This is a genomic window from Nocardioides sp. QY071, assembly GCF_029961765.1.
Lineage (GTDB): Bacteria > Actinomycetota > Actinomycetes > Propionibacteriales > Nocardioidaceae > Nocardioides.
In genome coordinates, this window is the sequence record NZ_CP124681.1 from 1,755,141 (window position 1) to 1,781,014 (window position 25,874).

A 25,874-nucleotide genomic window follows, 5' to 3' on the forward strand; every position below is an offset into this window, starting at 1 on the left:
GGAGCCCGCCCTACCATGGCGAGATGACGACCCGCCCGGTGCTCGAGCGGTTCTCGGTGGTCGACGCCGACGACCTCGACGAGTTCCGCGCCTCGGTGTCGCGGGCGCTCACGCCCCACCGGCTCGCACCGCTCGACCACGCCGGACGCGTCGAGCGCGCCTCGGTCGCGGTGGCGCCGCTCGGCTCGCTGTCCCTCGTGTACGGCGAGCACCGCGGCGCCGAGCTCGGCGCGACCCTGACCGAGCAGGTCGACTACTACGACGTGAACCTGTCGTGGGGCGGACGCAACCTGATCTCGTGCGGCGACGACGAGGTCGTCGTCGACGACGTCACGGCCGGGATCATCTCGCCGCGGATGCAGGCCCGGATGAGGCTGAGCGACGACTACCGACAGCTGCACGTGCGGTTCGAGCGGTACGCGCTGGAGAGGCACCTCGAGCAGCTGCTCGGCCGGACCGTGGTCGCGCCGATCCGGTTCGGGATGGCGATGGACCTGCGCGCGCCGGCCGCGGCGTCGTGGGCGCGAGCCGTGCGACTGTTGGTCGAGGACCTCGACGAACCGCTGGGGCTGGCCGGGACCGTCGACGAGGCCAACCCGTTCGCCGGGTTCCTGATGACCGGGCTGCTGCTCGCCCAACCCCACAACTACAGCGACCAGCTCGCCGAGCGGCGCCACGGCGCGCACCGGCCGACCCCGGTCAAGCGCGTGGTCGACCTGATCGAGGCGCACCCCGAGGAGGAGCTCTCGGTCGAGCGGCTGGCCGAGGAGGCGGGCGTCAGCGCGCGCTCGCTGCAGCGCCACTTCCGCGACCACGTGGGCGTCACGCCGCGCCAGTACCTCCAGCAGGTGCGGCTCGCCCGGGTCCACGCGGACCTGCGGGCCGCCGTACCGAGAAGCGGGCTGACGGTCGCGGACGTGGCGCTGCGGTGGGGCTTCACGCACGTCCCGCGGTTCGCGGGCGCCTACCTCGAGCGTTACGGCGAGAGCCCCTCGACGACCCTGCGCGCCGCCCCACAGTGACCGTCCGCACACTCCTGTCGCTCACCGGATCACCCTGACGCGAAGCGGATCGTCGCGACGGCGTCGCGAACCTAGCGTCGCCGTCATGAGCAACGAGTACGACGTCGCGATCGTCGGATACGGACCGGCCGGCCTGGTGCTGGCCTCTGCCCTCGGGAAGGCCGGCCACCGCGTGGTCGTCTTCGAGCGCTGGCCCGGCCTCTACGGCCTGCCGCGCCTGACCCACATCGACGGCGAGACGGCGCGGGTGATCGCGTCGGTCGGCGACCTCGACCACGCGCTGCGCGACGCGCGGCCGCTCGACTACTACCGCTACTTCAGCGGTGCGGGCGAGCTGCTGGTCGAGCTCGACTGGAGAGGTACGTCGGCCGGACACCCCGCGCACATCTCGATGTACCAGCCCGACATCGAGGATGCCGTCGATGCCGGCGCCCGCGCGGCCGGCGTCGAGGTCAACCAGGGCTGGTCGGTCGTCAACCTGCGCCAGCACGACGGTGGCGTCGAGGTGACCGCGCGGCCGTGGAGCCAGTCGCGCACCGGCCAGTGGTCGCACGCCGACGAGGAGCGGACCGTCACGGCGTCGTACGTCGTCGGGGCGGACGGCGCCAACAGCTTCGTTCGCGCCACACTCGGGATCGAGCGCAGTGACAACGGCGTCGACGACCGCTGGCTCAACGTCGATACCGAGCAGCTGCGCGTGCTGCCCGAGCGGTTCACGCGCACGACGCAGTTCTGCGACCCCGAGCGCGGGCACATGTTCATGCCGATCGGCCGCAGCCGGCAGCGCTTCGAGCTCGCGGTGCTGCCCGGGGAGGACCAGGCGGCCTATGAGGACCCGGCCTTCGCCTGGCAGTGGCTCGCCGAGACACACGGCCTCGGCCCCGAGGACGTGAAGATCCTGCGGCAGGTCGTCTACACCTTCCAGGGCCGGATCGCCGAGCGCTGGCGCGAGGGCCGGGTGCTGCTCGCCGGCGACGCGGCGCACACGACGCCGCCGTACATGGGCCAGGGCGCCTGCTCGGGCATGCGCGACGGCATCACCCTGGCCTGGAAGCTGGACCTGGTCCTGCGCGGCTTTGCGGACGAGTCGCTGCTCGACACCTACGAGGCCGAGCGCCGGCCGCACGCCACCGCGATCACCGAGATCTCGACCGCGCTCGGCAAGGTCGCCAACACCCACGACCCGGCCGAGGCGGCTGCCCGCGACGAGGCGTTCCGCACGGGCAACGTGCCGCCTCCGCCGCCGTTCCCGACCCTGGTGGCCGGTGTCGTCCACCACGACGGGGCAGGTGCGGTCAGCCCGCTCGCCGGAACCTTGACGCCCCAGGGCGTCGTGCGCCGTGGCGACGTCGCGGGGCTGTTCGACGACGTCCTCGGCCGGGGCTTCAACCTGGTCACGACGACCGCTGTGTCGCTCGACGCGACGGACCTCGCGTTCCTCGACAAGCTCGGCGTCGTGACCGCCTCGCTCGACACGGTCACCGACGTAGACGGCACCTACGCCACATGGTTCGCCGAGCACGGCGTCGAGGCGTTCCTCGGCCGCCCCGACCACCACCTGTTCTGGGCCGGTGCCCGGGCCGACCTGCCGGCCGCCTTCGCCCAGCTCCGCGAGCGGCTCGACTGGACCGTCGCGTGACCCCCGTGACACCGCCGGCCGACGTGCTGTGGCGGTCCATGTCGCCGGAGCGCATGATCGACGGCGGCCTGGCCGCCGCGGACGTACGACGGCTGCGGGACGCGACCGATGCGGGCACGCCGTGGGACGAGGCACTCGTCGCGATCGCCGGCGACCGCGCGGCCCAGGCCGAGAAGGCGCTGGCCGCCGGGCAGGTCGTGACCGCCCGCGAGGCCTTCCGCTGGTCGGCCGCGGCGTTGCTGTTCGCGCAGATGGCGTGGAACGACGACAGCCCGCACCGCGTCGCGCTCTACGCACGGTTCACCGCGACCGTCGCCAGGGCCGGCGCGCTCGCCGACCCGGCCTGGGAGCAGGTGACCCTGCCCTTCGGCGACGGCCGGCTCTTCGGCTGGCTGGTCCGCCCGGTCGGGCCGGTGCGGGGAACGGTCATCGTGCTCGGCGGGCAGAGCGGCTGGGGGGCGACCTACCTGCGCGCCGCCGACGCCCTGCTGGCCCGGGGCGTGGCCGCCTTCCTGGTCGAGGGGCCGGGGCAGGGGGAGACCCGGATGCGTGGCGGCGTGCTGCTCGACGTGGACGTGCGCGCGGCGTACTCCACCTTCGTGGACCACGTCCTCGCCGACCCCTCGCTCGGTGGCAGCGTCGGGATCTGGGGCAACAGCATGGGCGGCCTGTTCGCCGGTACGGCGGCCGCGAGCGACCCACGGATCTCCGCGGTCTGCGTCAACGGCGCGCCCGCCCGCCCGCGGCTGCTGGGCTTCCGGACCTTCGACGAGCAGGCCGCGGCGATGCTCGGCGGCGCCGGGGAGGCCGAGGTCCGGGCCAACTTCGACCGGATCGCGCTACAGGCCAGGGACCGGATCACGGGTGCGGTGCTCGTCGTGCACGGCGGCCAGGACCCGATCGTCTCGCGCGAGGAGCAGCAGCCCTTCCTGGACGCGGCGCTCGGCGAGGCGACGCTGCGAGAGTGGGAGGACGGCGACCACACGGTCTACCGGCACGGCGAGGAGCGCAACGCGGTCGTCGCGGACTGGTTCGCCGACCATCTCGCCCCGCCGCGCGCCACTCTGCTGGACGAGGTCCGGGCGAGCTTCGCCGCGACGCCGGACCCGCGGACCCGCGCCGTGCTCGACGCGGTCACCCGGCACGTCCACGCGCTGGTGGGCGAGGTGCGGCCGACCCACCCCGAGTGGGAGCAGGCGATCGACTTCCTCACCGCGGTCGGGCAAACGTGCGACGACACCCGGCAGGAGTTCGTCCTCCTGTCCGACGTGCTCGGGGTCTCGATGCTCGTCGAGACGCTCAACGGTGGCGACCACGGCACGGAGAGCACCGTGCTCGGCCCGTTCCACATGACCGCGTCACCGCGTCGTGCGCTCGGTGACTCGATCAGCGAGGTCGGTCTCGAGCGGCCCGCCGTGGTGACGGGGATGGTCGTCGACATCGACGGCCGGCCGGTCCCCGGGGCGAGCGTGGACGTGTGGCAGTGCGACGAGGACGGCTTCTACGACGTCCAGCGGCCCGACGTACAGCCGGCGGGCAACGGGCGCGGGATGTTCACGGCCGACGCCGACGGTGCGTTCTGGTTCCGCACGGTGGTGCCCTCGCACTACCCGATCCCGACCGACGGCCCGGTCGGCCGGCTGCTGGAGGCCAGCGAACGGCACCCGTACCGGCCGGCGCACGTGCACCTGATCGTCGACGCCGCCGGCTTCGAACCTCTGACCACGCACCTGTTCGTCGCCGACAGCCCGTACCTCGACAGCGACGCGGTCTTCGCGGTCAAGCAGAGCCTGGTCCGCGAGTTCGCGGTGGTCGATGACCCCGACGAGGCGGAGAGGTACGGCGTGCGCGCGCCCTTCCGTCGGGCACACTTCGAGGTGCAGCTGGCTGGCGAGCGACGTGAGGAGACAGCGTGACCGGGTTCGTCCACGAGTCCCTGCCGATGCGGGTGGTCTTCGGCTCCGGAGCCGTCGACCAGGTCGCCGAGGAGGTCGACCGGCTCGGCCTGCGCCGGGTGCTCGTGCTCTCCACGCCCCGGCAGGGCGCGCTCGCGGCGCGGGTCACCGACCTGCTGGGGGAGCGGGCCGCGGGGACCTTCGACGGTGCCCGGATGCACGTGCCGGTGGCGACGGTCGCTGCTGCGGAGTCGGTGGTCGCCGAGGTCGGCGCCGACGGCTGCCTCGCGATCGGCGGCGGCTCGACGATCGGCCTGGCCAAGGCGCTGTCGCTGCGGCTGGGCCTGCCGTCGCTGGCCGTGCCGACGACGTACGCCGGCTCGGAGATGACGCCGGTCTGGGGCCTGACCGAGGACGGCCGGAAGACGACCGGCCGCGACCCCGTCGTGCTGCCGAGCGCGGTGCTCTACGACCCCGACCTCACCCACGCGCTGCCGGCCGCCGTGTCCGGGCCGAGCGGGCTGAACGCGATCGCGCACGCCGTCGAGGCGCTCTACGCTCCCAACGGCACGCCGGTGGTCAGCGCGATGGCCGAGCGCGGGGTGCGCGACCTGGCGGCTGCGCTCCCCATGGTGGTCGCCGACGGCGCGGATGCTGCCGCACGGAGCCTGGCCCTCGAGGGTGCCTGGCTGTGCGGCGCCTGCCTCGGCGCGACCACGATGGGCCTGCACCACAAGCTGTGCCACGTCCTCGGCGGCATGCTGGACCTCCCGCACGCCGAGACGCACGCGATCGTCCTGCCGCACGTCGCGGCGTACAACCTGCCCGCCGCTCCGGAGGCCGATGCCGTGCTGCGTCGCGCGCTCGACACCGAGGACGTCCCCGGCGCGCTGCGCGCGCTGGCCGGCGCGGTGGGGGTGCCCGAGGGACTGCGGGCGCTGGGTGTCGCGCAGGAGGACCTCGCCCGGGTCGCGGACGAGGTCCTCGCGGCGCCGTACAGCAACCCGGTCGCGCCGACCCGGGCCGACCTCGAGGCGATCCTCGACGCCGCCTGGCGCGGCTAGGCCGTGTCTCCCAAGTCCCCGCCTGCTACGCGGCGTTTCCGACTCGATCTGGCTGCGTTGGCGTCGCTCGACGTGCCATCCGGCACGCCGTCGCTCCGCCGCCTTGCCAGATCGGCCGGAAACGCCGCTCGCGACGGCGCTGACTTGGGAGACACGACCTAGAACGCCTGCGCCATCAGCTCACCGAACAGGTCCTGCGGGTCGACGTCGAGCCCACGGCGCTGGAACCACGTGCACACGTTGGTGCAGTCGCGCAGCAGGAAGTCGAAGCCCTGGACGTTGCCGACCAGGTCGACCAGCTGGGGCAGGTCGATGATCACGAGCCGCTCACCGGCCGCCAGGATGTTGTACGGCGACAGGTCGCCGTGCACCAGGCCCGACTGCACGAGCGTCGTCATGGCCCCGCGCAGCTGGTCGAAGTACGACGCCAGCAGCGCCGGCTCCGGCCGGGTCTGCGCCAGCCGCGGAGCGCTGTCGGTGCCGTCGGGTCCCTCCACCCGGATCCACTCCATCAGGATCTCGGTGCCGTCGATCTGCACCGGGTAGGGGACCGGCAGCCCGAGCGACCAGCAGCGGTTGAGTGCCGACCACTCCGAGATCGCCCACTCGCCTGCGGCGACCTCGCGGCCGAACGTGCTCTTGCGCTTGATCGCCCGCTCGTCGCGCGAACGCTTCATGCTGCGGCCCTCGGTGTAGGCCGCCGAGCGGTGGAAGGTGCGGTGGTCGGTCGAGCGATACCGCTTGGCCGCCATCACGACGCTCTGCGCCGGGTCGTGCGGGTCGGAGCGCTCGAGCAGGAAGACGTCGGCCTCCTTGCCGGTCTTCAGGATGCCGAGGTCGGTGTCGACCGCGCCCTGGGACGTGACGATCCAGTCGGGACGCGGCTCGGGACCGCGGGACAGCGGCTCGACGTCGAGCCAGGTGGACCAGCGCTGGCCGGGGCCCAGGTCGTCGTACGCCTCGAAGTCGAAGACGAAGCGCGGGTCGATGTCGGTGACATCAGGGGTGGAGGGGTTCTCCTGGAACAAGGTGATTCCTCGGGGTCGAGAGGGTGCGGACTGAGGGCAGGCCGACGACAACGATCGACATGTCACGCTCCTCTCGACAGGGTCCGCGGGCAGCGCGGACGAACGGCCCCACCCTGCCGGTCCCTCGGGCCGGTGCGCAACCGATTTACCGCTGCCGCACTCCCGGTGACAGGGAACGACCGGGGTGGCGCGGGCCGATCGCGCCTACGGTGCGGCCATGGCCACGACGGGACGCGGGACGGGACGCGGGACGGGACGCGAGACGGGACGCGAGACGGCGCTGGTCACCGGTGCCAGCCGGGGCATCGGACGGGCCACGGCCCTGGCCCTGGCCGAGGTCGGGTACGACGTCGCCTTCACCGCCCGCACCGCACACGAGGGCGAGGGCACGGTCGCGGCCCGGACGTCTCGTGAGGTCGGCGTGAGCCATCAGGTCGCCGGGAGCCTCGCCACGACCGCGGCGCAGATCGAGGCCAGGGGAGTGCGGGCATTGCCGCTGCGGATGGACCTCACCGACGCCGCGGCGCCGGCGAGGGTCGCCGGCCAGCTCCTCGAGACCTGGGGTGCGCCGCACGTGCTGGTCAGCAACGCCGTGCACCACGTGCCGCACGCCCGCTTCCTGGAGCTGGACCTCGGCGCCCTCCGCGAGAGCCTGGACGCGAACCTCGTGCACCAGGTGGCGCTCGTCCAGGCCCTGCTGCCGGCGATGGTCGACGCGGGCGGCGGCGTCATCGCCAACATGTGCTCGGGATCGGCCACCCTCGACCCGCCGGCCCCGCCGGGGGAAGGCGGGTGGGGTCTGGCCTACGCCGCCGCGAAGGCGGCGTTCGGCCGGATCGCCGGTGCGGTGAACGCGGAGTTCCGCGAGGCCGGGATCCGCGCCTTCAACCTGGAGCCGGGCTTCGTCGTCACCGCGTCCGGGCGCGCCCGCGGCGGCACCGAGGAGATCGAGGCCAGGGCCGTCGCCGGCTCCAGCATCGACGCGTCCGGCCGGGTGATCGCCTGGCTCGCGGCCTCCGACCCCGACGACGCCGAGGTGAACGCCCTGCTCGGCACCGTGATCTCGGCACCCCGGCTGGCGGGCCGACTGGCGGGCCGGCTGGCGTAGATTGACCGCGTGCGCCGACTCGCTGCCCCGCTGGGACTCCTGCTCGCCCTCGTCCTCTGCCTGCCAGGCCTGGCCGGCTCGGCGCCTGCCTCCGCCCTCCCCGGCGTCGAGGCGAGCGACTACGGCAACGGATCCGCGCAGGGCACCGACCCGTACTGGCCGCTCGACGGCAACGGCGGCACCGACGCCCAGCACTACGACGTCCGGGTGCGCTACGACTTCGGGACGGGCCGGCTGCGCGGTCGCACCGCGATCACGATGACCGCGACCGCCGACCTGCGCAGCTTCTCCCTCGACCTGCTGCTGCCGACCACGGCGGTGAAGGTCGACGGACGCAAGGCCCGCTTCCGCAAGGTGGGCAAGCACGAGCTGCGGGTCAAGCCGTCGGCGCCGATCGCCGCGGGAGCGACCTTCCGCGTCGTCGTGCGGTACGCCGGCAAGCCCGGTTCCTACCGCTACGCCGGCGAACGCAACTGGCTCGCCAGCCGCAACGAGGTGGTCGCGATGAACCAGCCGCACATGGCGCCGTGGTGGTTCCCGTCCAACGACCACCCCAGCGACAAGGCGACCTTCGACGTCCGGGTCACCGTGCCCAAGGGCAAGAAGGTCGTCGGCAACGGCGTGCGGGTCGGCCGCACGGTCAAGCACGGCAAGGCCACCACGCACTGGCGGATGAGCGACCCGATGGCGACCTACCTCGCCTTCTTCGCCGCCGGTCGCTATGTCGTCGACCAGGGCACGACCGCCGCCGGCATCCCCTACTACAACGCGGTCTCGCGCGGCCTCGAGCCGAAGCTGCGCTCCTACGTCCGGGGCGTCCTGGGCCGCACCGGCGCGATCACCGACTGGCTGCAGACCCAGCTCGGCCCCTACCCGTTCGCCACCACCGGCGGCCTGGTCACCGGCCTCGACGTCGGCTTCGCGCTGGAGAACCAGTCGCGGCCGACGTACGGCAGCTGGATCTACCCGGGCGTCATCGTCCACGAGCTGGCCCACCAGTGGTTCGGCGACAGCGTCGCCGTGCAGCGCTGGCGCGACATCTGGCTCAACGAGGGCTTCGCGACCTACATGGAGGCCGCGTACGCCGCCGCGACCGGCGGGCCGTCGGTGCCGGCGTACCTCGACAAGATGTACGACCGCAACTGCACCAGCCCGAACTCCGACTTCTGGCGCCTCGACATCGCCAACCCCGGTGCGGACCACATCTTCGACGAGGCTGTCTACGACCGCGGTGCGATGGTGCTGGCGGCGCTCCGCAACCGGATCACGGCGCCGAAGTTCGATGCCCTGCTCAAGGAGTGGGTCGCCGCCCACCACGACGGGAACGCCACGGTCGAGCAGTTCCAGGCGCTCGCCGAGAGCGTCTCGGGCGACACCGACCTGGACGGCTTCTTCCACAACTGGCTGCGCAGCGGCACGGTGCCGCAGGCGAGCGAGGAGAACGGGCTGGCCGGGGTCTCCTGCGGCTGACCTCCGCGCGCCTCCCGTGGGACCCGTGGTGCTTTTGGTACCAATGTGGGGATCTGTGCCCTCGGGGGCGCACCTGCACACGGATGGAGAAGCCCGCACATGGACACCAAGAAGCTGATCGCGCTCGTGGTGATCGTGTTCCTCGGGTTCTGGATGTTCACCGACCCCTCCGGCCTCGCGGACACCTCGAAGTCCGCGGCCAGCGGCGGGTGGGACCTGACGACCCAGGCGTTCAACGGGGTCATCGACTTCGTCGGCGCGATGGACTGACCCGCGGCACGACCGATGGCCCTGACCTTCGTCTCCGGCGTCGTCCGCCGGTTGGGTGACCCGAGGATCGGCAAGCACCTGCTGCGTGAGGAGGGCGAGGTCGTCGTCGACGAGGTGACCCACCACTGGTTCGCCTACGTCCGCCCCGCCCTGGAGACCGGGGTGGCGCTGGTGCTGCTGGTCGGCAGCTGGTTCGTGAACGTCCACGTCGCCTGGGTCCTCATCGTGGTCGCGGCGGTACTGCTGGTCCGCGCCGGCTGGGTGGCGCTCGGCGTGGTCCGCGACCGGTTCGTGATCACCAACATGCGCGTCTTCCGGGTCCACGGCGTGCTCTCGCAGAGCCTGGCCACCATGCCGCTGAGCCGGATCCTCGACATCTCGGTGCAGAAGCCGCTGCACGGACGGCTGCTCGGCTTCGGCCACTTCTGCTTCGAGTCGGCGGCCCAGGAGCAGGGCCTGCGCGACATCCGGTACGTCGGCCGCCCCGACGACCGCGACCTCGCCATCCAGCGCGTGGTCCAGCGGGCGGGACTGCGGGGACCCCGCGTCCCGAACTGACCCAACCGGCTGAGCGCGGGCACCCCCTACGGTTTGGTCGCGGATCGGCCCGGAAGGCGACCAATTCGTAGGGGGTGCGGCACACACGGACCACGCTCACTCGCCCCGCAACGCCGTCCGTAGGATTGCGTCCATGACGCAGCAGCCGTTCTCCCGTCCCGGTGCGATCGACCTGTCCGCGCTGAAGCGCACCCCGCCGGCCGGTGCCGGTGCCGGCGGTGCCGCAGGCGCGCCCACGGGTGGAGGCGGCGCCGGAGGCTCGACGTCGGCGTACTCCGTCGCCGTGGACGAGACCAACTTCCAGGCGGTGCTCGAGGCGTCGATGACCGCGCCGGTGGTGCTGGTCTTCTCCTCGCCGTCGCAGTCTCCGGAGAGCGCGCAGCTCGCGCTCGACGTGGCGACCGTGGCCGACGAGTACGACGGCCGGTTCCTCGCGGCGACGATCGACGTGGACGTGGTGCCGCAGATCGCGCAGGCGATGCAGGTCCCGCAGGTCCCGCTGATGCTGGTGCTGCTCGACGGGCGCCCGGCGACGCAGCCGATCCCCGGGGCCGCGCCGATCGACGACATCCGCGCCCTGTTCAACCAGCTCGCCCAGCAGCTCACCGCGCAGGGCATCTCCGGGCGCCACCAGCCCAATGCCTTCGGCGCGGCCGGTGGCGAGGTCGCCGAGGGTGAGGAGCCCGCGATCGACCCGCGCTACGTGCCGGCGCAGGACGCGCTCGAGGCGGGCGACATCGACGCCGCCGTGGCGGAGTACCAGAAGCTCGTCGACGCCAACCCGGCCGACCACGAGGCCGCGGCCGGACTGGCGATGGCCAAGGTGCTGCAGCGCACCCAGGGCGTCGACCTCAACGCGGCTCGCGCCGCGGCCGCCGCCAACCCCGACGACGTCGACGCGCAGACCATGGTCGCGGACATGGACATGCTCGGTGGCCATGTCGAGGACGCCTTCGCGCGGCTCGTCGAGCTGGTTCGTCGTACGTCGGGCAAGGAGCGCGACCTGGCCCGCGAGCACCTCGTCGGGCTCTTCGGGGCGGTCGGCAACGACGACCCGCGGGTGCTCAAGGGCCGCCAGGCGCTGGCCTCCGCCCTGTTCTGACCGGGTTCCTGGCATGGGCTTCGGGCGCGGCGCCGGGTACCTCCTGCGTGGGCTCCGGCTGTGGCGGGAGCGCCCCTCGCTGATGCTGCTCGGCATCGTGCCGGCGCTGATCGTGGCGGCGCTGGTGTTCACGCTGCTCGTCGTGCTCGTGTTGTACGCCGACGACGTGGTCGCCTGGGCGACGCCGTTCGCCGACGACTGGGGCGACGCGGTGCGCGGAGTGTTCCGCGGTGCGCTCTACCTGGTGGTGCTGGTCGGCGCCGTGATGCTGGCGATCGTCACCTTCACCGGGCTCACGCTCGCGGTCGGTGACCCCTTCTACGAGAAGATCTGGAAGGAGGTCGAGCTCTCGCTCGGCGGCGACGTGCCGGACCGGGGGGTCGGCTGGATCCGCGGTGCGATCGACGGACTCGTCCTCGTGGCGCTCGGCATCGGCACCGCGATCGTGGTCTTCCTGATCGGGCTGCTGCCCGTCATCGGCACCGTCGTCGGCGCCGTGCTCGGCCTGGTCGTCGCCGGCCGGCTGCTCGCCGGCGAGCTCGTCTCGCGCCCGCTCGAGGCGCGCGGCATGGACCGCGCCGCCCGCGCGGCGCTGATGCGCGACCATCGCGGGGCGATGCTCGGCTTCGGGGTCTGCGTGCAGGCCTGCTTCCTGGTGCCGTTCGGCGGCATCCTGGTGATGCCCGCGGCGGTGGCCGGCGCGACGTACCTCGCCCGCGAGGCGCTGGCGGGTCAGCCGGTCGGCGGCAGCTGACCCAGGGCGCCCGTGCGCAGCAGGCCGTGCGCCAGCTCGGCTCCGTCCAGGAGTCGGCCGGTGCGCACGGTCGCGCGCCAGCCCTCGTCGGTGCGCCGCAGCTGCCAGTGGTTGGCGGTCGCGCGGTTGACCCGGAACGCGCCGTCTTCGTGCAGCACCATCAGCGAGTGCGTGACCGCGATCGCCGTGTCGCCGTCGACCTGCACCGAGACCGGTCCGTTGAAGTGTGCGCAGCCGCCGGCGATGAAGCCCTGGTGGGACGCCGAGCGCACCATCGCGCGGATCTCGTCGCGGCCGGTCATCACGATGACGTCGTTGTCGTAGACGCCGTCCTCGGTCCAGATCGCGGCGACCTCGTCCGCGCAGCCGGAGTCGACCAGCGGTCCGTAGGTCGTGAGGAGCTGCACGATCTCGCGCTCGTCCTCCAGGCGCTGGAGCCGGCGCTCGAGCGCTGCCAGGCGGTCGTCGGTCATGAGATCTCCTTCGCGAGGACGGCCAGCGCCTCGAGCTGGTCGCAGTAGTGGTCGGCGGACGTGGCCTCGACCGCCGTGGTGACCAGGGTGGCGCCGGCGGCGCGGACGCGGGCCAGGCGGGTCGTCGTACCGCTGGGGTCGCCGATCGGGTCGACCATCCGGCCGGGGGACAGGATCACCTCGAAGCCGGCGGGGAGGTCGCGTGCGGCCAGCAGGGTGCGCAGCTCGTCGAGGCCGAGGCCGAAGGGCACCCAGCCGTCGCCGAGCTCGACCGCGCGGCGCAGGCTGCGCGCCGTGCGCCCGCCGATGAGGAGCGGGACCCGATCCTGGACGGCATGCGGCTCGACGACGAGACCGTCGAAGTCGTAGTGACTGCCGTGGTACGACGGCTCGCGCCGCCCCAGGCTCGCGCGCAGTGCGCGCAGTGCGTCGTCGGCGCGCTCCCCGCGGCCCGCGAACGGGGCGCCGAGGAGGGCGAACTCCTCCTCGAGCGAGCCGACACCGATGCCGAGCATCAGCCGGCCGCCGCTGACCAGGTCGAGGGTGCCGTACCGCTTCGCGATCGCCAGCGGGTGGTGGTAGCCGATGACCAGCACCTGGGTCATCAGCCGCACCCGCTCGGTGACGGCGGCGAGGTGGCCGAAGGTCGCCAGCGGGTCCCAGTAGGTGCCGCCGCGCTGGTCGGCGGCCTCGGTGGGTACGGCGACGTGCTCGCTGCAGGTCAGGTGGTGGAAGCCGAGCCGGTCGGCGGCCTGCGCGACCCGCACCAGCTCGGCGATGCCGGCCTTCTCCTCCCAAGGCGCGTGGGCGCCGGGATTGGCGGTCACGATCGGGCTGACGATGCCGAGCTGCACGGTGCTTCCTTCCGGTGGGGACGGCCGGAGTCAAGCAGTTGCTCCCGCGGCACCGGGTCGCCCACTCCCGGTGAGTGGGGCGCGGCGTGGACGACGCGCCGGCCGGGAGGGTCTTGTGGTGTCCGTCTCCTCTTGCTACCTTCGGACCAGCAGAAACTAGAATGTATTTCAGTTTTGATCGAGGGGAGCAGTCATGAGCGCTCAGGTCGTCGAGTCGGTCACCGAGGGTGCCACCACTGCTGCGGGTCGCGACCTGCCGCCGTCCATGGTCGAGCGGATGTCGCTGATCCTGGACGCGTTCGAGTCGCCGGCCGCGCGGCTCACCCTCGAGCAGGTCTCGCGGGCCACGCACCTCCCGCGCTCGACCGCCCACCGGATCCTCGACCAGCTGGTCCGCCTGGAGTGGCTGGCCCACACCTCGTTCGGCTTCTCCCTCGGGCCGCGCTCACTCGGCCTGGGCGGTGGCGGCCGGGCCGACACCGAGCTGCGCGAGGCGGCGGCGCCGTACCTCCACGAGCTGCAGGTCCGCACCGGCCTGGTCGCCCACCTCGCCGTGCTCGACGGGCCCGACGTGCGCTACCTCGACAAGATCGGCGGCCGGTTCGCCGTACGCGTGCCGTCGCGGGTCGGCGGCCACGCCGCGGCCCACGCGACCGCGCTCGGCAAGGCGATCCTCGCCTGGCTGCCGGCCGAGCGCGTCGACGAGATCGTCGAGGCCCGCCCGGCCCGGCTGACCCGGTCCACCATCACCGACCTCGTCCTGCTCCACCAGGAGCTGCACCGGATCCGCGGTCGCCACGGCGTCGCGTACGAGCGCGGCGAGGCACACCCCGACATCGCCTGCGTCGCCGCCGCCATCCGCAGCCCCGAGGGCGCGGTCGGCGCGGTCTCCCTCGTCGGCGACCTGCGCGCGCCTGTCGAGCGGGTCGCACCCCTCGTGCTGCGCGCCGCCCGGCAGACCGCCGCCGACCTGTTCCCGCAGCCCGAGCCCGCTCCGGCGCCCGTCCGCCCCTCGCGCGCCGCCACGCCCGCGCCCGCCCAGCCCACGTGGTCGGCCGCGACCATGGAGCGGCTCGTCGCCGACGCAGCCTCCGGCGCCTGGTCCTAGCCGACCCGGCTCGAAAGGGCTCCCAAATCCCGCCGACCCGGCAGAAAGTGTCTCGTGCGGCGAGACACTTTCTGCCGGGTCGGCGGGCTTGAGGAGCTACTTCGAGCCGGGTCAGCCCCAGTGGTCGCCCCAGCCCCACAGGTCCGGAGCGATCTGCTCGTGCTGGTCCTCGACGCCGAACCTGCCGCGGAAGAACAGCATCGGGGTGGCGCGGTGCGGCGTCTCGAGCCGGGTGACCCGGCCGATGACGACGTCGTGGTCACCGGCGACGTGCACGTCCTCGACCTTCGCGTGCACCCGCATCAGGGTGCCGGACAGGCTCGGGGTGCCCTCGGGGGATTGCTCCCAGGCGAGGTCCTCGAACTTGCGCCCGCGGCTCGAGCCGAACCGCTGGCACAGGTCGGCCTGGTCCTCGCCGAGGACGTTCACGGTGAACTGCCCCGAGCGCCGGATCCGCGGCCAGGCGCGGCCGCTGTGGTCGGCGCAGAACAGGACGAGCGGCGGGTCGAGCGACACCGAGGCGAAGGACTGGCAGGCGAAGCCGACCGGCTCGCCGTCGTCCAGGCCGGTCACGATCGTGACGCCGGTCGCGAAGTTGCCCATCGCAGCCCGCATCTCCAGCGGGGACGGCTCGATAGCGGTGCTCATGCCGACGACGCTAACGACGGCCCCGCGACGTGTTCGGAGACATCCCGCTGAGTGACGCACGACAGCGCGGAATCGCCCGTCGGGACTGGGTTTTCCAGTCACCGGAAAGCACGCGAGCCCGTTCGCGCACGGCCACCTAGCGTGCGGAGCGTGACCGACCTGACCCACGATTCCACGCGACGCGAGCTGGCCACGGACGCCGGCGTGCTGCGCTACCACGAGGCCGGCGACGGCCCGCCGCTGCTCATGCTGCACGGGTCGGGCCCGGGCGTCACCGGGTGGCGCAACTTCGGCGACAACCTCCCGGCCTTCGCGCCGCACTTCCGGTGCCTGGTGCTGGAGCTGCCGGGCTTCGGCGTCAGCGACACCACCGACCAGCACCCGATGATGGCCGCGCTGCCCGCCGTGCAGCGCTTCCTCGACGGCCTCGGCCTCGACCGGGTCGACGTCATCGGCAACTCGATGGGCGGCGGGGTCGCGACCAGGCTCGCGATCAGCCAGCCCGACCGGGTACGACGACTGGTCACCGTCGGCGGCGTCGGTCGCAACATCTTCAGCCCCGCCCCGGGCGAGGGGATCAACCTGCTCGTCGAGTTCGTCGAGAACCCGACCCGCGAGAACCTGGTGTCCTGGCTGCGCTCGATGGTCTTCGACCAGTCCATGGTCACCGAGGAGCTGATCGAGCAGCGCTGGGCGCTGGCCACCGAGCCGGACACCCTCGAGGTCGCGCGCCGGATGTACGGCCGGGCCGCGATCACCGCCGCCTTCGCCGGCGCCGGCAGCTCGGCACAGGCGACGCCCGGCTGGGCGCAGTTCGACCAGATCAGGGCCCGCACCCTGCTCACCTGGGGCCGCGACGACCGGGTCAGCCCGCTCGACATGATGCTCATCCCGATGCGGACCATCCCCGACGTCGAGGTGCACGTGTTCGCCAACTGCGGCCACTGGGCGATGATCGAGCAGAAGCGCGCCTGGGAGCGGACCGTGCTCGCCTTCCTCACCGAGCCGGACGAGGAGCACGCCGCATGAGCGCGACCTGGACCGACGAGTTCGACCTCGTCGTCGTCGGCAGCGGCGGTGGCGGCATGACCGCCGCGCTGGCAGCCGTCGACGCCGGCCTGTCCGTCGTCGTGATCGAGAAGGGCGCGAAGTTCGGCGGCAGCACCGGCATCTCCGGCGGCGGCATCTGGGTGCCCAACAACCCGACCCTGCGCAGGGCCGGCCACGACGACTCCCGCACGTCGGTGCTGGAGTACCTCACCACCATCACCGGTGGCACCGTCCCCGCGACCCGGCTGGCGGCGTACGTCGACCATGGCCCGGCCGCGATGGCCCTCCTCGAGCGGTCGAAGTGGGTGAGGTTCGCCTGGACCAAGGGGTACGCCGACTACCACCCCGAGCTGTCCGGCGGCCGGCCCGCGGGCCGTTCGATCGAGGCCAAGCCGTTCGACACCCGCAAGCTGGGGGAGGACGAGGCCTACCAGCGCCCCAACAACATGACGGGGCCGCTCGGGCTCTGGGTGACCGCGAAGGACTACCACGACCTGGCCATGGTCAAGCGGACCTGGCAGGGCCGCCGCGCCTCGCTGCGCGCGGCCTGGCGGGTCGGTTCGAACGCCGTACGCCGCCGCCACATGGCGACCGGGGGCCGCGCGCTGGTCGCGCGGATGCGGATGGCGCTCAAGGACGCCGGCATCCCGCTGTGGCTGGAGACCTCGATGACCTCGCTGGTCGTCGAGCCGGGACCGACGGGGGACCGCGTCACGGGCATCGTCGCGACCCGCGGCGGCGCGGAGGTCCGGATCCACGGCAGGAAGGGCGTCCTGCTCGCGGCCGGCGGCTTCGACCACAACCCGGCGATGCGCGAGCGCTACCTCCCCGCCGGTGCCCGCCCCGACCACAGCCTCGGTGCCGTCGAGAACACCGGCGACGCCATCACCGCCGGGCAGGCGGTCGGCGGCGCGGTCGACCTGATGGACGACGCCTGGTGGATGCCCTCGGTCACGCACCCTGCCGGCGCGACCATCCCGCTCGTCTCCGAGCGAGCGATTCCGGGCCAGGTGATCGTCGGCGTCGACGGCAGGAGGTTCACGAACGAGGCCTCGCCGTACGTCAACTTCGTCCACGACCAGCTCGCCAGCGGCAACGAGAGGGCCTGGCTGGTGATGGACTCGCGGGCCCGCTCGCGCTACCCGTTCGCGCAGATCCTGCCGGGAGCTCCCTTCCCGCAAGGGTTCTACGACCAGGGGATCGTGCACCGCGCCGACACCGTGGCCGAGCTGGCGGCCGCGATCGGCGTGCCGACGGACACGCTCTCGGCCACAGTCGAGCGGTTCAACGGCTTCGTCCGCGCCGGGAAGGACGAGGAGTTCGGCCGCGGCGAGAGCGCCCACGACCGCTACTACGGCGACCCGACGCTGGCCAACCCCAACCTGGACGTCATCGACCGGGCGCCGTACTACGCCGTACGCATCGAGCTCGGCGACCTCGGCACCAAGGGCGGCCTGGTCACCAACGACCGCGCGCAGGTGCTGCGCGAGGACGGCTCGGTCGTGGCCGGGCTCTACGCGACCGGCAACTGCGCCGCGTCGGTGATGGGCAACGACTACGCCGGCCCGGGCGCCACCATCGGCCCTTCGATCGTCTTCGGCTACCTGGCCGCGCGCCACGCCGCCGGTCTTTCCGATGACCGGAAGACCCCGCCCGCCGCAGCCGCGCCGGGTGCCACCGTGCAGACCCACGCTGAGGAAGTGAGTTCGTGATGAGTGAGGTGCTCGAGAGGATCGAGGCCCGCGCCGAGGAGATCGCCGCGCTGGGCCCCAGCAACGAGAAGCTGGGCCGGCTCGACGACCGCGCGGCCGAGCTGCTGCGCGAGACCGGAGTGATCCGGATGCTGCAGCCGGCGAAGTACGGCGGCGCCGAGGCGCATCCTGCCGACTTCGCCGAGGCCGTGATGCGGCTGGCGAGCCTGGACGGCTCCACCGGCTGGGTCGCCGGCATCGTCGGCGTGCACCCGTGGGAGATGGCGATGTGCGACCCGCGCGTGCAGGAGGAGGTGTGGGGCGAGGACCACGACACCTGGATCGCGTCGCCATACGCACCGATGGGTGTCATCCGCCCCGTCGACGGCGGCTACGTCTTCAACGGCCGCTGGCAGTTCTCGTCGGGCACCGACCACTGCGACTGGATCTTCCTCGGCGCCTACCTCGGCGACGAGAACGGCGAGGCGATCATGCCGCCGCGGGTGCACCACGTGATCCTGCCGCGCTCGGACTACACGATCGTCGAGGACTCCTGGGACGTCGTCGGCCTGCGCGGCACCGGCTCCAAGGACATCATCGTCAAGGACGCCTTCATCCCCGACTACCGCGTCGTCGAGTTCTCCCGGTTCACCGACGGCAGCCAGCCGCGTGAGGCCGGACTGACCAACCCGACGTACCACATCCCGTTCACCACGGCCTTCCCGCTCGGCATCACCTCCGCCGTCATCGGCATCGCCGAGGGCGCGCTCGCGGCGCACCTGGCCTACCAGCGCACGCGCGTCCAGATCACCGGTACCAAGGTGAAGGACGATCCCTACGTCCTCTTCGCGATCAGCCAGGCCGCGGCGGAGATCCAGGCCTCTCGGGTGAGCATGCTCGACAACGCCCGCCGCTTCCACGACAAGGCGGTGCGGGGCGAGGAGGTGTCCTTCGCCGAGCGCGCCGAGTCGCGTCGTACCCAGGTGTCCGCGGCGTGGCGCGCGGTCCGGGCCATGGACGAGGTCGTCGCCCGCTCGGGTGGCAACGGGATGCGGATGGACAACCCGATCCAGCGGTTCTGGCGCGACGGGCACATGGGCCTCGCGCACGCCATCCACGTGCCCGGCTCGGTGTTCCACGTGCAGTCGCTGACCGCGATGGACGTGACGCCGCCGCCCGGACCGATGCTCTCGATGATCTGATCCCCGCCCCGACCCCCGACCGACTGAGGAGAACAACATGACCGCGATCCGTGGCCTCGGCTACCTGATCGTGCAGAGCCAGGACCTGCCCCGCTGGCGCGAGCTGACGGTGGACTGCCTGGCGATGCAGGAGACCACCGGGCCGGTCGCCGACGGCCTCTACCTGCGCATGGACGAGCGGTACGCGCGGCTGGTCGTGCTGCCCGGCGACGTCGACCGCGTGGTCGCCGTCGGCTGGGAGGTGCGCGACCAGTTCGGCCTCGCCGAGGTCGCCGCCGCGGTCGAGGCCGCGGGCGTGCCGTTCAAGGAGCTCAGCCAGGAGGAGTGCGACGAGCGGCGGGTCGAGGCGGCGATCCGCTTCGACGACCCCGCCGGCACGCCGGTCGAGGTGTTCTTCGGCCCGGTGCTCGACCATGCCCCGGTCCTGACCGGCCACGGCCAGTCGTTCGTCACCGGCGACCAGGGGATGGGCCACGTCGTCCTGCCGACGACGGCCGCCGAGGAGACGGTCGCGTTCTACACCGAGGTGCTGGGCTTCCTGCCGCGCGGCGCGATCCGGATGGGTACGGCGCTGCCGCCGCGCCGGGTGCGGTTCATGGGCGTCAACCCGCGTCACCACAGCCTCGCCGTGTGCCCCGCGCCGCACGGCGAGGCGCCCGGTCTGGTGCACCTCATGATGGAGGTCGACAGTCTCGACGCCGTCGGCCGCGCGCTCGACAAGGTCAACCGGGCCGGCTTCTCGCTGTCCTCGACGCTGGGCCGGCACACCAACGACAAGATGGTGTCGTTCTACGTGCGCGCGCCCGGCGGCTGGGACCTGGAGTACGGCTGCGAGGGCATGCTCGTCGACGAGGCGTTCTACACCGCCGAGGAGATCACCGCCGACAGCTACTGGGGCCACGACTGGTCCGGCTCCGAGCCGCTCGCCGCCTTCCTCCCGCCGGCGTGAGCGAGTCTGTTCCGGGCTGCACCGAGGTCGACGTCCTCACCGATGTGGTAGTCGTCGGCTTCGGGTGCGCCGGTGGCGCCGCGGCCCTCGAGGCCCGGGCCGCCGGCGCGTCCGTCGTGGTCCTCGAGCGTGCCAGCGGTGCGGGCGGGTCGTCGGCGCAGTCCGGCGGCGAGCTGTACCTCGGCGGCGGGACCGCCGTACAGGAGGCGTTGGGGTTCGAGGACGACGCCGCCAACATGCTCGCCTTCCTGCGGGCCGCGCTCGGTCCGCACGCCGACGAGGAGAAGCTGCGGCTCTACTGTGACGGCAGCGTCGAGCACTTCGACTGGTTCCGCGGGCTGGGGATCGAGTTCGAGAAGTCGCTCTACGACGCGCCGTCGTGGATGCCGCCCACCACCGACGGGCTGATGTGGCTGGGCGAGAACGCCTGGCCGTACGACGAGCTGGCCCGCCCTGTCCCGCGCGGGCACCGCCCCGCCACCGGCGGCTTCGGCGGCTGGCTGGTGATGGACCGCTTGGTCGCCGCTTGCGCGTCGGCCGGCGTGGTGACCGCGACGGACACCCGGGCGGTGTCACTGGTGGTGGAGTCCGGGCGCGTGGTCGGCGTACGGGCCCGGCGGTTCGGTGAGGACGTCACCCACCGCGCCCGCCGCGGCGTCGTCGTCACCACCGGCGGCTTCGCCGACAACCCGGAGATGCTCGCCGCGCACGCACCCGACCTGCTCGGCCACGGTGTGGTCAGCGACGGGGGAGACGACGGCAGCGGCATCGTGATGGCGCAGGCCGTCGGGGCCGCCGTACGCCGCATGTCGGTGGTCGAGGTCGCCTACACCGCCCTGCCGGCGCTGGCCTGCCGCGGGATGCTGGTCAACGCCCGCGGTGAGCGGTTCATCAACGAGGACGTCTACCCGGGGCTGTACAGCCACGCCGCGCTGCACGAGCCGGGACCCTGCTGGGTGGTCGTCGACGCGCAGGCGCTCGAGGAGGTCGGCGAGGCCGACCTGTGGGGGACGGTGCCGTCGTACGCCGCCGAGACGATCGAGGAGCTGGAGTCCGACCTCGGCATGCCGCGGGGAGCGCTCGCGCACACCCTCGCGGGCTACAACGCCGGCGCTGCCGGTGGCGGGGATCCGTGTTCCACAAGAGCCCGCGCTGGACGCGGGTCCTGACGGCGCCGTTCGCCGCGATCGACCCGCGGATCGGCTTCCACAACCCCACCCACCGCGCCGCCCCCGGCGCCACCGGGTTCGCCGGCTTCACCCTCGGCGGGCTGCACACGACGGTGGACGGGTCGGTCCTGTCGCTCGGGGGTGCCCCGATCCCCGGGCTGTACGCCGCCGGCCGGGCCAGCTCCGGCATGCACGGGCAGGGATACATCTCCGGCACCTCGCTCGGGGACGGCACGTTCTTCGGCCGGCGCGCCGGGCGGGCGGCTGCTCAGTCCCGCTGACCCGGCGCGAAGTGGCTCCTGCAATCCGCCGACCCGGCAGAAAGTGGTGCGCAGATCGCGCTGACCCGGCAGAAGGTGGTGCGCAGATCGCGTCGACCCGGCAGAAGGTGGTGCGCAGATCGCGTCGACCCGGCAGAAGGTGGCTTCTCGTCAGAGCGGGCCACGACCGCGCCGGGCCTCCGCGACTCCGCGACGAAGAACGGCCTCGACATCCGCACGCGGCCCGAAGAGGTTCTCCTTGCGCACGGCGGCGATCCGGAACGGGGTCTCGGCCTCCACCAGCGCGCGACGCTCCCGGTCGTGCCGCAGCTGGTCGGGGCTCGAGTGCCACTCGTCGCCGTCGTACTCGGCAGCGAACGCCAGCGCCTCGTTCCGAGATCCAGCCTGGCGAGGAAGGTTCCCACGGCGTCGAACACCTCGAGCTGGGGGACGGGCGTCGGCAGGTGCGCCTGGATCCAGCGGAGCCGGAGGATCGACTCCGGCGGCGACTCGGCGCGGCCGTCGACGTAGGCGACCATCGTGCGCAGGACGGTCACCCAGCGCATCCCCTTGAAGCGCGGTACGCCGGCCGCGAGCTCGGCCGCGGAGAACAAGCCCAGCCGGAGCATCTGGTCCATCGCGGCCAGCGACGGTTCGGCGTACCGCTGGCGGCCGAGGTCCCACGTCGTACGCAACGGCGAGGTGACACGAAGTCCGTTCAGCTCCACGACGTCGTCACGGGCGAAGGTCCGCTCACCGCTGTCAGCCAGGACGTTGCGCAGGCGGCGGCCCGGTGCGGGCAGGAAGACGCGGATCGGTGCGAGGTTGAGGTGCTCGTTGGGAGCGAGCACCATCTCTGCGCCATGCAACCAGCCGGCATGACGGTCGCACACGACCGCATCCTGCGGTACGACGAGGCGCAGGGCCGCGCAGCGCAGGTCGAGGCTGTCGGCGACCGGGGTGGCGACGTACACATTGCGGAGGAGGCGGCGCAGGAACCCTTGCTCCACCAACCAGGCCAGCTGGTGGGGAGTGAGGCCGCCCTCACGGTGCGCGGTGGACCTGGTGAATGGCGCGTCGAGGGGGAGCGGGAAGCCGGTGGGGAGGAAGGGCAGGCCTTCGAGGTCGGTTCGTCTCATGCCCGACCGCGTGCCCCACCGTGAACAGCGGCCAATCACGGGGCCTCGCGACCTGTGGACAGGAGCGTGGATCGCGTGTTGATTGCGACATCGAGGAGCCGGGTCGGCCGACAACCCGACCCACTTTGTGCCGGGTCGGCCGACAACCCGACCCACTTTCTGCCGGGTCGGCGCGAATCAGGAGCAAGTTCGAGCCGGGTCGCGCTAGTCAGAGGCGGCAGGCAGCAGCTTCCTGGACTTCGCGAGGGCGTCGCGGACGAGGGCGGAGCGGTCGTGGCCGCTGCGGATCTCGGCGACCCTCTCGTTGCCCTCGGCGACCTGGACCGGGCCGTCCTGGAGCAGGGAGAGGGCCTGGCGGGCGACGTCGTCGGGCTCGGAGACGTGCATGCCGGGGATGTCGAAGTTCAGGCCGGCGCGCTCCATGGCGGGGGTGCGGGTGACGCCGAGGACGAACTCGAGCACGTCGACGTCGTACTCCTGCATCTCCAGCCACAGGCCCTCGGCGAAGACCCGGCAGAAGGACTTCACCGCGGCGTAGATGCTGATCTGGGCCGAGCCCATGTAGCCGGCCAGGGAGCCGATCAGCAGGATGCCGCCGCGGCGCCGCTCGCGCATCGGGGCGCCGAAGTGCTGGACGAGGGCGAGCTGGGCGGTGACGTTGAGGTCGATCACGCCCTGGAAGCGGTCGAGGTCGCCGGTGACGAACTCGTGGCCGTAGGTGTTGGCGCCGGCGTTGAAGACCAGCAGCCCGACCTCGAGGTCGTCGGTCACCTCGGCGACCTGCTTGATCGCGTCGGGGTCGGTGAGGTCCACCGCGAGGGTCCGTACGTCGACGCCGAGCTCACGGCACGCGGTCGCGGTCTCCTCCAGCGGGCCGGGCTTGCGGGCCAGCAGGACGAGGTTGAGGCCCGTCTCGGCGAGCTGGCGGGCGAAGGACGCGCCGACGCCCTCCGAGCCGCCGGCGATGACGGCCCAGGGGCCGTGGCGTTCCAGGTCGACGCCCATCAGGCGTGCACCTCCGTGTCGTGGTGGTCGTGGTGGTCGTGCTGGTCGTGGTGGGAAGGATTGGTCCTGAGCGGTGCGGCGTCCACGACGTCCAGGTCGCCGCGTACGGCGGCCTCCCGGATCGCGTCACGCAGCGCGGCGCAGCCGGTGAAGGTGGCGCCGTTGGGACCGGGGCGCGGGGACGAGGCCCGGCGCTCCATGCACGCGGCGAGCGCCGCGTCGTTCCACTGGATGCTGGTCTGGTCCCACGAGCTCTTCCGGGCCGCGACGAGCGCCCCGCAGGTCCCGCAGGTGACGGGCTGCATGGGGGCGTCGTCGAGCCGGACGTCGGGCCGGACCGCCATCAGACCGGCTGGCCGGAGGCGGCCGCGCGCTTGGCGAGGTTCTCCTCGACCTCGGCCCGCCAGGCCTCGTTGGGCTTGGTGGTGTCGATCTCGAACTCGAAGCGCTCGACCATCTCCGGGGTGACCTGGTCGGCGTCGACGTAGAACTGCTCGTACCACCGTCGCAGCTGGTAGACCGGCCCGTCCTCCTCGCACAGCAGCGGGTTCTCGATGCGTGCCTTGTTGCGCCAGATCTGGACGTCCTGCTCGAAGCCGATCCGGATGAAGTCGCCCAGCCTGCGGGCGGTGGCGGTGGCCGCCTCGTCCTCGACGCCGGCCGGCTTCTTCGTCATGATCCCGTACTGCAGCACGAACGAGTTCGCGTCGATCGGGTAGTGGCAGTTGATCAGCGTCGTGGGCATGTCGTTGCCGTCGCTGTAGTGGTAGGTGACGTCGTCGATCATGAACGACGGCCCGTAGTACGCCGCGGTCGACGTCGTCCCCGTGCTCTTCGGGCCGTCGCCGCTGTTCTGCGGGCGGGCGACGTCCTCGCGGCCGGTGCCCGTCATCAGCTGGGTGGCGACCGAGCCCTCGAAGATGTTCTTGAAGTACGTCGGGAAGGTGAAGTGCACGTAGAAGAAGTGCGCCATGTCCACGACGTTGTCGACGATCTCGCGGCAGTTCGAGCCCTCGATCCTCGTCGTGTACCAGACCCAGTCGGTCCATTCGGGGCTGTCGTAGCCCTCGATGCGCGGGATGACCGCGTCCTCGGTCGGCGGGTTGCCCTCCGGGTCGTTCCAGACGAAGAGCATGCCGTCCTGGGTCATCGTCGGCCACGCGGCGGTGCGCGCGCGCAGCGGGACGCGGCGGGCGTAGGGGATCTGCTTGCAGCGGCCGTCGCCACCCCAGCGCCAGTCGTGGAACGGGCAGGCGATCTCGTTGCCCTTGACCTCGCCCTGCGACAGGTCGCCGCCCATGTGCCGGCAGTAGGCGTCGAGCACGTTGATCGCGCCGTCCTCGCCGGCGAACACCACGAGCTTCTGGCCGAAGGCGTTGATCTGGTGCGGCTTCCCGTCGTCGAAGTCGCGGACCAGTCCCAGGCAGTGCCAGCCGCGGGCGAAGCGGGTGGGCGGCGGACCCGACTCGATGTGGCGGACCTCGTCTCCGACTGCGGTCATGTGCGGATCTCCCCTCGAGGATTCGTCGCGCCGGTGCGTGCCGGTGGAGGACGCCGGGCGCGGATGTCTGGTCTGGCGAGTCTGACCGGCGCCGTACGACGGCCGGCGCCGTCGGTCCCACTCACCGGAAGGAGCGCGCCCGGTCGACAGGTCCGATCAACCGGTCCACGGTCCCACTGACCGGTAGCATGCGAACCGATCGCCCCCGTCTGGTCCGACCATCGGGACGCAGCCACCGGAGGGAGTCAGCAGTGCCACGGATCGCCGAAGGCCGGCCCGCGGCCAAGCCCAGCTCGAACGTCCAGAAGGACCGCTACCAGCGGATCCTGCGGGCCGCGGCCAAGCTCGGCGCCGAGCACGGCCTCGACCACGTCCAGATGAACGACGTCGCCAGGCAGGCGAACGTCGCGATCGCCACGCTCTACCGCTACTTCCCGTCGAAGGTCGACCTGTTCAGCTCGGTGATGCGCTGGCGGGTGGGGGAGTACGACCAGGAGCCCGACGGAGCCGCGGTGGCCGATCCGGTCGCCGGGGTGGCCGACCTGCTGATCCGGATCAGCCGCGAGATGGTCCGGATGCCGAAGCTCTCGCTGGCGATGATCCAGGCCAACAGCCAGGCCTACGCGATGGGCTCGCAGGAGTCGGCCTTCGACGACGTGCGCTTCGCGCGGATCGTCCAGCGGGCAGCGGGGATGAGCGAGGTGAGCGAGGAGGGCGAACGCCAGGTCCGGCTGATCATCTCCTGCTGGTTCGGAACCCTGGTCTCCCTGCTCAACGGCCGGTTCTCGGTCGAGGACGCCGAGGACGACATCCGGGCCGCCTGCGCACTGCTGCTGCGCCCCCTCGACGACTGAGCGCCGCGCACTCCCACTGACCGGTGATCGCGGGGGCCCCGGGACGCGATCGTCCCTAGGG

General features: G+C 72.4%; 26 protein-coding genes. 18 read left to right on the plus strand and 8 right to left on the minus strand.

All coding sequences use genetic code 11. The features are described 5' to 3' along the window. Positions 1–23 precede the first annotated feature (23 nt). From QI633_RS08455 to QI633_RS08470, 4 genes are all read left to right on the plus strand, one after another. A complete protein-coding gene (locus QI633_RS08455; protein ID WP_282428669.1) occupies positions 24–1,022 on the plus strand; it encodes an AraC family transcriptional regulator in 999 nt (332 codons plus the stop codon). Between the two features lie 85 nt (positions 1,023–1,107). After that, on the plus strand, positions 1,108–2,661 hold the full coding sequence (locus QI633_RS08460) for a bifunctional 3-(3-hydroxy-phenyl)propionate/3-hydroxycinnamic acid hydroxylase (RefSeq protein ID WP_282428670.1): 1,554 nt from the start codon (positions 1,108–1,110) through the stop codon (positions 2,659–2,661). After that, complete coding sequence (locus QI633_RS08465; protein ID WP_282428671.1) at positions 2,658–4,577, plus strand: dioxygenase; 1,920 nt, start codon at positions 2,658–2,660, stop codon at positions 4,575–4,577. The genes QI633_RS08460 and QI633_RS08465 overlap by 4 nt, the downstream gene beginning before the upstream one ends. Further along, positions 4,574–5,620, plus strand: a complete 1,047-nt coding sequence (locus QI633_RS08470; protein WP_282428672.1) for a maleylacetate reductase — start codon at positions 4,574–4,576, stop codon at positions 5,618–5,620. Before QI633_RS08465 ends, QI633_RS08470 begins: the two co-directional genes overlap by 4 nt. 158 nt (positions 5,621–5,778) lie before the next feature. Here QI633_RS08470 and QI633_RS08475 read toward each other — a convergent pair whose 3' ends face one another. Continuing rightward, complete coding sequence (locus QI633_RS08475) at positions 5,779–6,648, minus strand: RIO1 family regulatory kinase/ATPase (protein WP_282428673.1); 870 nt, start codon at positions 6,646–6,648, stop codon at positions 5,779–5,781. 217 nt (positions 6,649–6,865) lie between these two features. Between QI633_RS08475 and QI633_RS08480 the strand changes: the two genes are divergently transcribed. The 6 genes from QI633_RS08480 to QI633_RS08505 all read left to right on the plus strand — a co-directional run bounded on the left by QI633_RS08480 (position 6,866) and on the right by QI633_RS08505 (position 11,910). Continuing rightward, positions 6,866–7,756 carry an SDR family NAD(P)-dependent oxidoreductase gene (locus tag QI633_RS08480; protein WP_282428674.1) on the plus strand — a complete coding sequence of 297 codons (891 nt, stop codon included), beginning with the start codon at positions 6,866–6,868 and terminating at the stop codon, positions 7,754–7,756. 9 nt (positions 7,757–7,765) lie between these two features. Next, positions 7,766–9,226: a M1 family metallopeptidase gene (locus tag QI633_RS08485; protein ID WP_282428675.1), complete on the plus strand. Its 1,461-nt coding sequence runs from the start codon at positions 7,766–7,768 to the stop codon at positions 9,224–9,226. A gap of 99 nt (positions 9,227–9,325) precedes the next feature. Beyond that, a complete protein-coding gene (locus QI633_RS08490) occupies positions 9,326–9,496 on the plus strand; it encodes a hypothetical protein (protein WP_160158290.1) in 171 nt (56 codons plus the stop codon). A 15-nt stretch (positions 9,497–9,511) separates the two neighbouring features. Next, entirely contained in the window at positions 9,512–10,054 is a 543-nt protein-coding gene (locus QI633_RS08495) for a PH domain-containing protein (RefSeq protein ID WP_282428676.1), read from the plus strand. A gap of 133 nt (positions 10,055–10,187) precedes the next feature. Beyond that, positions 10,188–11,156: a tetratricopeptide repeat protein gene (locus tag QI633_RS08500; RefSeq protein ID WP_141799566.1), complete on the plus strand. Its 969-nt coding sequence runs from the start codon at positions 10,188–10,190 to the stop codon at positions 11,154–11,156. Positions 11,157–11,169: 13 nt separating this feature from the next. Continuing rightward, positions 11,170–11,910: an EI24 domain-containing protein gene (locus tag QI633_RS08505; protein ID WP_282428677.1), complete on the plus strand. Its 741-nt coding sequence runs from the start codon at positions 11,170–11,172 to the stop codon at positions 11,908–11,910. Here QI633_RS08505 and QI633_RS08510 read toward each other — a convergent pair. Further along, positions 11,889–12,383 carry a nuclear transport factor 2 family protein gene (locus QI633_RS08510; RefSeq protein ID WP_141799564.1) on the minus strand — a complete coding sequence of 165 codons (495 nt, stop codon included), beginning with the start codon at positions 12,381–12,383 and terminating at the stop codon, positions 11,889–11,891. The two genes, QI633_RS08505 and QI633_RS08510, sit on opposite strands and share 22 nt — an antisense overlap. Next, positions 12,380–13,237, minus strand: coding sequence for an LLM class F420-dependent oxidoreductase (locus QI633_RS08515; RefSeq protein WP_282428678.1), 858 nt, complete (start codon positions 13,235–13,237; stop codon positions 12,380–12,382). Before QI633_RS08515 ends, QI633_RS08510 begins: the two co-directional genes overlap by 4 nt. Before the next feature lie 193 nt (positions 13,238–13,430). Here QI633_RS08515 and QI633_RS08520 point away from each other — a divergent pair, with 193 nt between their 5' ends. Continuing rightward, the gene (locus QI633_RS08520) at positions 13,431–14,345 is read left to right on the plus strand and encodes an IclR family transcriptional regulator (RefSeq protein WP_282428679.1); all 915 of its coding nucleotides are present in this window, start codon (positions 13,431–13,433) and stop codon (positions 14,343–14,345) included. Between the two features lie 111 nt (positions 14,346–14,456). On the opposite strand, the gene QI633_RS08525 is transcribed toward QI633_RS08520, so the two are convergent. Beyond that, positions 14,457–14,993, minus strand: coding sequence for a flavin reductase family protein (locus QI633_RS08525; RefSeq protein WP_222117875.1), 537 nt, complete (start codon positions 14,991–14,993; stop codon positions 14,457–14,459). Positions 14,994–15,143: 150 nt separating this feature from the next. Here QI633_RS08525 and QI633_RS08530 point away from each other — a divergent pair, with 150 nt between their 5' ends. The 6 genes from QI633_RS08530 to QI633_RS08555 are packed head-to-tail and all read left to right on the plus strand — an operon-like array spanning position 15,144 to position 21,335. Further along, positions 15,144–16,022: an alpha/beta fold hydrolase gene (locus tag QI633_RS08530; protein ID WP_141799562.1), complete on the plus strand. Its 879-nt coding sequence runs from the start codon at positions 15,144–15,146 to the stop codon at positions 16,020–16,022. Next, positions 16,019–17,755 (plus strand): FAD-binding protein, encoded by a 1,737-nt coding sequence (locus QI633_RS08535; protein WP_282428680.1) that lies wholly within the window; start codon positions 16,019–16,021, stop codon positions 17,753–17,755. The genes QI633_RS08530 and QI633_RS08535 overlap by 4 nt, the downstream gene beginning before the upstream one ends. Further along, positions 17,755–18,936, plus strand: coding sequence for an acyl-CoA dehydrogenase family protein (locus QI633_RS08540; RefSeq protein ID WP_141799560.1), 1,182 nt, complete (start codon positions 17,755–17,757; stop codon positions 18,934–18,936). Before QI633_RS08535 ends, QI633_RS08540 begins: the two co-directional genes overlap by 1 nt. Before the next feature lie 37 nt (positions 18,937–18,973). After that, positions 18,974–19,885, plus strand: coding sequence for a VOC family protein (locus tag QI633_RS08545; protein WP_282428681.1), 912 nt, complete (start codon positions 18,974–18,976; stop codon positions 19,883–19,885). Next, positions 19,882–21,054 carry an FAD-dependent oxidoreductase gene (locus tag QI633_RS08550; protein WP_282428682.1) on the plus strand — a complete coding sequence of 391 codons (1,173 nt, stop codon included), beginning with the start codon at positions 19,882–19,884 and terminating at the stop codon, positions 21,052–21,054. Before QI633_RS08545 ends, QI633_RS08550 begins: the two co-directional genes overlap by 4 nt. Continuing rightward, positions 21,018–21,335: an FAD-binding protein gene (locus QI633_RS08555; protein WP_282428683.1), complete on the plus strand. Its 318-nt coding sequence runs from the start codon at positions 21,018–21,020 to the stop codon at positions 21,333–21,335. The genes QI633_RS08550 and QI633_RS08555 overlap by 37 nt, the downstream gene beginning before the upstream one ends. On the opposite strand, the gene QI633_RS08560 is transcribed toward QI633_RS08555, so the two are convergent. The 4 genes from QI633_RS08560 to QI633_RS08575 all read right to left on the minus strand — a co-directional run bounded on the left by QI633_RS08560 (position 21,323) and on the right by QI633_RS08575 (position 24,959). Next, entirely contained in the window at positions 21,323–22,453 is a 1,131-nt protein-coding gene (locus QI633_RS08560; protein ID WP_282428684.1) for a hypothetical protein, read from the minus strand. The genes QI633_RS08555 and QI633_RS08560 overlap by 13 nt on opposite strands. Positions 22,454–22,657: 204 nt before the next feature. Beyond that, a complete protein-coding gene (locus tag QI633_RS08565) occupies positions 22,658–23,458 on the minus strand; it encodes an SDR family NAD(P)-dependent oxidoreductase (RefSeq protein ID WP_141799556.1) in 801 nt (266 codons plus the stop codon). Further along, positions 23,458–23,802 carry a hypothetical protein gene (locus QI633_RS08570; protein WP_222117874.1) on the minus strand — a complete coding sequence of 115 codons (345 nt, stop codon included), beginning with the start codon at positions 23,800–23,802 and terminating at the stop codon, positions 23,458–23,460. Before QI633_RS08570 ends, QI633_RS08565 begins: the two co-directional genes overlap by 1 nt. Beyond that, positions 23,802–24,959 (minus strand): Rieske 2Fe-2S domain-containing protein, encoded by a 1,158-nt coding sequence (locus QI633_RS08575; RefSeq protein WP_282428685.1) that lies wholly within the window; start codon positions 24,957–24,959, stop codon positions 23,802–23,804. The genes QI633_RS08570 and QI633_RS08575 overlap by 1 nt, the downstream gene beginning before the upstream one ends. A gap of 251 nt (positions 24,960–25,210) precedes the next feature. On the opposite strand from QI633_RS08575, the gene QI633_RS08580 reads away from it, so the two are divergent. After that, the gene (locus QI633_RS08580; RefSeq protein WP_282428686.1) at positions 25,211–25,813 is read left to right on the plus strand and encodes a TetR family transcriptional regulator; all 603 of its coding nucleotides are present in this window, start codon (positions 25,211–25,213) and stop codon (positions 25,811–25,813) included. The last annotated feature ends 61 nt before the right edge of the window (positions 25,814–25,874 follow it).